At 75.5% G+C, this 5,680-nt stretch carries 5 protein-coding genes; 2 read left to right on the forward strand and 3 right to left on the reverse strand.

What is annotated here, in order from left to right; genetic code table 11:
* The coding region (locus tag RIF68_RS25355) for a prolyl oligopeptidase family serine peptidase (protein WP_309053618.1) at window positions 1-1,713 on the forward strand (1,713 nt) is incomplete at its 5' end.
* Window positions 1,714-1,737: 24 nt separating this feature from the next.
* Window positions 1,738-2,487, forward strand: coding sequence for an SURF1 family protein (locus RIF68_RS25360; RefSeq protein ID WP_309053619.1), 750 nt, complete (start codon window positions 1,738-1,740; stop codon window positions 2,485-2,487).
* 158 nt (window positions 2,488-2,645) lie between these two features.
* Here RIF68_RS25360 and RIF68_RS25365 read toward each other — a convergent pair whose 3' ends face one another.
* The 3 genes from RIF68_RS25365 to RIF68_RS25375 all read right to left on the reverse strand — a co-directional run.
* Window positions 2,646-3,863, reverse strand: coding sequence for a hypothetical protein (locus tag RIF68_RS25365; RefSeq protein ID WP_309053620.1), 1,218 nt, complete (start codon window positions 3,861-3,863; stop codon window positions 2,646-2,648).
* Window positions 3,860-4,636 carry a SigE family RNA polymerase sigma factor gene (locus RIF68_RS25370; protein ID WP_309053621.1) on the reverse strand — a complete coding sequence of 259 codons (777 nt, stop codon included), beginning with the start codon at window positions 4,634-4,636 and terminating at the stop codon, window positions 3,860-3,862. The genes RIF68_RS25365 and RIF68_RS25370 overlap by 4 nt, the downstream gene beginning before the upstream one ends.
* A gap of 253 nt (window positions 4,637-4,889) precedes the next feature.
* Window positions 4,890-5,680: aspartate-semialdehyde dehydrogenase (locus RIF68_RS25375; RefSeq protein ID WP_309053622.1), on the reverse strand; the 791-nt coding region annotated here is incomplete at its 5' end.

Raw genomic sequence — 5,680 nt, forward strand, 5'->3', positions numbered from 1 at the left:
CTGTTCGTGTCCAACGCGACGGGGACGTACGAGCTGTACGCCTGGGACCGGGCGACCGGCGAGCAGCGGCAGGTGACGGACCGGCCGAACGGCACGACGGACGGCACGCTGTCCCCGGACGGGGCGTGGATCTGGTGGTTCGCGGACACCGACGGGGACGAGTTCGGGGTGTGGATGCGCCAGCCGTTCGGGGGCGGCCCCGACGAACCGGCCGTGCCCGGTCTCGCCGCCTCCTATCCGGCGGGCCTGGCCCTCGGCCGGGACGGGACGGTGGTGGTGGGCCGTTCCACCGACGAGGAGGGCTCGACGGTCCATCTCGTGCGTCCCGGGGCGGCGGCCCCCGTCGAGATCTACCGGCACCGGGAGTCGGCCGGGGTCGGGGACCTGTCGCACGACGGCGCCCTGATCGCGGTCGAGCACACCGAGCACGGGGACGCGATGCACTCGGCGCTGCGGGTGCTGCGGGCCTCGGACGGGACCGTGGTGGCGGAGCTGGACGACACCAAGGGCGGCACCGAGGAGCTGGGGCTCGCGGTCCTGGGCTTCGCGCCGGTGGACGGGGACACCCGGCTGCTGGTCGGGCACCAGCGGCGGGGGCGCTGGGAGCCGCTGCTGTGGGACGTGGCGACGGGCACCGAGACGGACCTCGGGCTCGACCTGCCGGGTGACGTGTCGGCGGAGTGGTACCCGGACGGCACCGGCCTGCTGATCGTGCACAGCTTCGAGGCACGCAGCGAGCTGTGGCGGTACGACATCGCGACGCGCGCCCTGGTGCGGGTGGAGACCCCGGCCGGTTCGGTGTCGAGCGCGACGGCCCGGCCGGACGGCTCCGTGGAGTACCTGTGGTCCTCGGCCGCGCTGCCGCCGGTCGTGCGGTCCACGGCGGGCGGGATCGTCCTCGACCCGCCGGGGCCGAAGGCGCCGCCGTCGGTACCGGTGGAGGACGTGTGGGTGGAGGGGCCGGGGGGCCGGGTGCACGCCCTCGTGCAGCGGCCCGCGGAGGGCGAGGGCCCGTTCCCGACGGTCTTCGAGGTGCACGGCGGCCCGGCCTGGCACGACAGCGACGCGTTCGCGGCGGGCCCGGCGGCCTGGATCGACCACGGGTACGCGGTGGTGCGGGTCAACTACCGGGGTTCCACCGGGTACGGCCGGGAGTGGACGGACGCGCTGAAGCACCGGGTCGGTCTCATCGAGCTGGAGGACATCGCGGCGGTCCGCGCCTGGGCGGTCGGCAGCGGCCTGGCCGACCCGGAGCGCCTGGTCCTGTCGGGCGGCTCCTGGGGCGGATACCTGACGCTCCTCGGACTGGGCACGCAGCCGGACGACTGGGCGGTGGGGCTCGCGGCGGTCCCGGTCGCGGACTACGTGACGGCGTACGAGGACGAGATGGAGGCCCTGAAGGCGCTGGACCGGACGCTGCTGGGCGGCTCCCCGGAGGAGGTGCCCGAGCGGTACGCGGCCTCGTCGCCGCTGACGTACGTGGACGCGGTGAAGGCCCCGGTGCACATCTCGGCCGGCGTCAACGACCCGCGCTGCCCGATCCGGCAGATCGACAACTACGTGGACCGGCTGGCGGCCCGGGGCGCGGTGCACGAGGTGTACCGGTACGACGCGGGGCACGGGTCGCTGGTGGTGGAGGAGCGCATCAAGCAGGTCGCCCTGGACCTCGCCTTCGCGGCGAAGCATCTGGGGACCCGGCCGGTGGGGAGCTGAGCCGGTTTGCGTACCGTGGGGGGCGTGTACCGGTTCCTGAGAACGCCCCGCTGGTGGGGGATCAACCTCTTCGTGCTGCTCGCGATCCCGTTCTGCGTGTTCATGGGGACGTGGCAGCTGGGCAAGTTCGAGGACCGTGTCGACTCCCACCAGGAGACGGAGCGGCGCCCGGCCGCCGGGACGGGGAAGCCGGCGCCGCTGGACTCGCTGCTGCCGGTGGACAAGGAGACCTCGGGCCGCCCGGCCGAGGCGCGTGGCCGCTTCGGTGAGCAGTTCCTGGTCCCCGACCGTGAGCTGGACGGCCGGTCCGGCAGCTACGTCCTGACGCTGCTGCGGACGGACGGCGGCCGGTCGCTCCCGGTGGTCCGGGGCTGGCTCCCCCAGGGCGCCCAGGCCCCGGCGGCGCCGTCCGGCGAGGTCACGGTGGTCGGCGCGCTCCAGGCCTCGGAGAACCCGGGCACGAAGGGGGTCCGCGCGGCGGGCGGGCTGCCCGAGGGGCAGCTCGGCATGATCAGCGCGGCGGCCCTGGTGAACGTGGTGCCGGACGACGTGTACGACGCCTGGATCACGCTCACCGAGTCCCCCGCGGGCCTCACCCCGGTCCCGGCCTCGGCCGCGGCGGGCACCGGCCTGGACGCGAAGGCCTTCCAGAACCTGGGCTACACGGCCGAGTGGTTCGTCTTCGCCGGCTTCGTCGTCTTCATGTGGTTCCGCCTGGTCCGCCGCGAGGCGGAGGCCTCCCGGGACGAGGCGCTGGGCCTGACGGAGGCGTAGACGCGGCGCCGGCGGGACCAGACACGGGTGCCCCGCGGGCGGGTGCGGTGCCGGTGCCCTGCGGCGGTCCCGGTGCCCCGCGGGTTCGGGTGCGGTGCCGTCCGGCACGGTGCCTGGCGGGTGCCCCGCCCCCCTACCGGCGCCTTGCCGGACGAGCGTCAGGCGCTCGGGAGCAGGCCCGTGCGGTAGACCGTGCCCGCGCAGGCGTGGGGGACCGTCACCGTGGCCGGAGGGGCCGCGGGGGCGGGGGTGTGGGTGAGGGCGACGCTGCCCTCGGCGGGGGTGTCCGCGCGGAGGAGCTGGGGGCTCGTGCCCTCGGCGTCGGTGCCCGTGCCCGTGTCGCCGCTCGCGCCCGAGCCGGTGCCGCCGGAGCCGGTGCCCGTGTCGCCGGTGCCGCCGTCGCCCGTGCCGGAGGTGGTCTCGGTGCCGCCCGTGCCGCTGGACGGCGTGGCCGTCGGCGGCGGGGTGGTCGGCGGCTCGGTGGGCGGGGAGGTCGGCGGCTCGGTCGGCCCCGTCGTCGGACAGGTGTCGCTGGGGATCCAGGCGAACCGCACCTCGTACGAGGCCTTCGGCTCCAGCAGGAGCGAGGTCACCTCGCGCGCGGGATCGGGCAGGCCGCCCGCCGGGTCGCCGGCGGTGTGCCGGACGACCGAGATCCGGGCCGGGTCGGCGGCGCCCCTGGCCTCGAAGCCGATGCCCCCGCCGCCGTCGACGACACAGGCCCGCGCGGAGACGTTGGCGATCCGGAAGGTGCCGTACACCGCGCCGTCGGCGCCGGGAGCCCCGGCCTCCGCCGCGCCGACGCCCAGCTGGCCGGCCGCGCAGCGGGGCGCCGAACCGGGCGGCAGGGACGCGCCGGCGGAGACCGTGGTCCCACCGGCGAACGTGGGCTGCCGCGGGCCGGTGGCACCGGCGCTCACGCCCTGGCTGGGGGACGCGCTGCTCGCCGGCGTCTCGGACGTCCGGCCGCCGCCCTCGACACCGGTCTCGGTGCCGGTGCCGCCCTGGGCCTGCTCGCCGTGCCCGGCGTTGACGGGGTTGGCCGCGGTGACCCCCTCGGAGGAGGCGACGTGCACGAACGCGGGGACGGCCGTGCCGATGAGGACGGCCGCGGCGGCGGCGCCGACGACGGCCTGCCGCTTGCGGGCGCGGCGGGCGGGCACGGCCCGCCGCAGGTGCTCCAGGGCGCTGCTGGAGGGCTCCAGGCCCGCCACCGCACCCTGGAGCAGCCGCCGCAGCGCCGGCTCGTCGTCGCCGTCCGGGACACCGCCGCCCGGCAGGCCGTCCGCGCCGTCGCCGGCCTCGCCGGACCGGCCGGGCTCGATGTTCAGCATCCGATGTCCACTCAGGTCGTCGCGTTCCGCCGGGCCGCTCATGTCGTCGCCTCCATCGCGACGCGCAGCGCCGCGATGCCCCGCGAGCCGTACGCCTTCACCGAACCCAGGGATATCCCGAGGGTCTCCGCGACCTGGGACTCGGTCATGTCCGCGAAGTAACGGAGGACGAGCACCTCGCGCTGGCGCCGCTGGAGCCCGCGCATGGCCTTGATGAGGTCGTCGCGCTCCAGCCGGTCGTACGCCCCCTCCTCCGCGCTCGCCATGTCCGGCATCGGCTTGGACAGCAGCTTCAGTCCGAGGATGCGGCGGCGCAGCGCGGACCGGGAGAGGTTCACGACGGTCTGGCGCAGATAGGCCAGGGTCTTCTCCGGGTCGCGCACCCGCTTGCGGGCGGAGTGGACGCGGATGAACGCCTCCTGGACGACGTCCTCGCAGGAAGCGGTGTCGTCGAGGAGGAGCGCCGCGAGGCCCAGGAGGGACCGGTAGTGGGCCCGGTAGGTCTCGGTGAGGTGGTCGACGGTGGTACCGGCGGCGGCCGTGGTGCCGAGGGCGGAGACGCCGCCGGGGAGGGCCGTGGCGGGGGTGGCGGAGTCGTCGGCGCCGCCGCGCGGCGCCGGAATGCCGTGCACCTCGCCGGTGCGGGATCCGATGGGCACGGGGGCGATCACCGGCATGCCGCCGAGCGCGCGCGGCCGTCCGAGGGGACGGGCCGCGGCGGCGCGTGCGGGAACGGCGCCGGCGCCCCGGACGGGGAGCACGGACGTGCCCGCTCCGCGCGGGGCGATCGCCACGATGTCGAGTACCTCTGCCACGCCTGTTGGACACGTCTTCCCCCGGCAGGGTTGTACGCGTACGCCACCGTTTTTGGCGGTGAGCCGAATGTCCTCATGCGTAACCGTTCTCCCCCTATGCCCCGCTTCCCAGCGTGTTCCGCGTCACATGGTCGTGAGTGCACGCAGAGACGCACCCCTCCCGACTACTGGTTGCAGCAAGGGGGAAAAGCATCGTCAGTCACGGCATCGCCGCAGTTCAAGAGCGTTCCAGCAATATCTGACGCTTCTTTGCTCACAGGTCGTTCACAGATCCTACAAAAACCGACTCCGCGGTCGCGGCGACGACCGTCTCCGCGATCTGGAGGGCGTTGAGGGCCCCGCCCTTGCGGAGGTTGTCGGCGCAGACGAAGAGGTCGAGCGCCCGCTCGTCGTCCATGGAGCGGCGCACCCGGCCGACCCAGGCGGGGTCGGTGCCCGCGACGTCGGCGGGGGTGGGGAAGCCGCCCGCGGCCGGATCGTCGAAGAGGACCACGCCGGGCGCGGTCGCCAGCACCTCGTGGGCGCGGCCGACCTCGACGGGCCGTTCGAAGCGGGCGTGCACGGAGACGGAGTGCCCGGCGACCACGGGGACGCGCAGGCAGGTCGCGGAGATCCGCAGGGCCGGCCGGCCGAGGATCTTGCGGGTCTCGTCCCTGATCCGCTCCTCCTCCGAGGAGGCGCCGTCGGCACCGGCCGTACCCGACCAGGGCAGGACGTTGAGCGCGAGGGGACCGGGGAAGGGGCCCGTGCCGTCGCCGACGGCCCGGCGGACGTCACCGGGCCGGGTGCCGAGTTCGCCGCCGCCGGCCACCAGGCCGAGCTGCGCGCGGAGCGTCTCGACGCCCGCCCGGCCGGCTCCGGCGCCGCCTGCGGCCTGCTGGGCGGTGACGACGAGTTCGGTCAGGCCGAACTCGGCATGCAGGGCGCCCACCGCCATGATCAGCGCGAGGGTGGTGCAGCCGGGGCTGGCGACGACGCCCCGGGGCCGTACGCGGGCGGCGTGGGCGTTGATCTCGGGGACGACGAGCGGCACGTCCGGGTCGT

This window comes from Streptomyces sp. (assembly GCF_031178505.1).
GTDB lineage: Bacteria > Actinomycetota > Actinomycetes > Streptomycetales > Streptomycetaceae > Streptomyces > Streptomyces gulbargensis.

What these genes read in the sequence shown, in the direction of transcription:
- RIF68_RS25365 (WP_309053620.1), bottom strand. Translation starts at nt 3,863, where the DNA reads ATGAGCGGCCCGGCGGAACGCGACGACCTGAGTGGACATCGGATGCTG.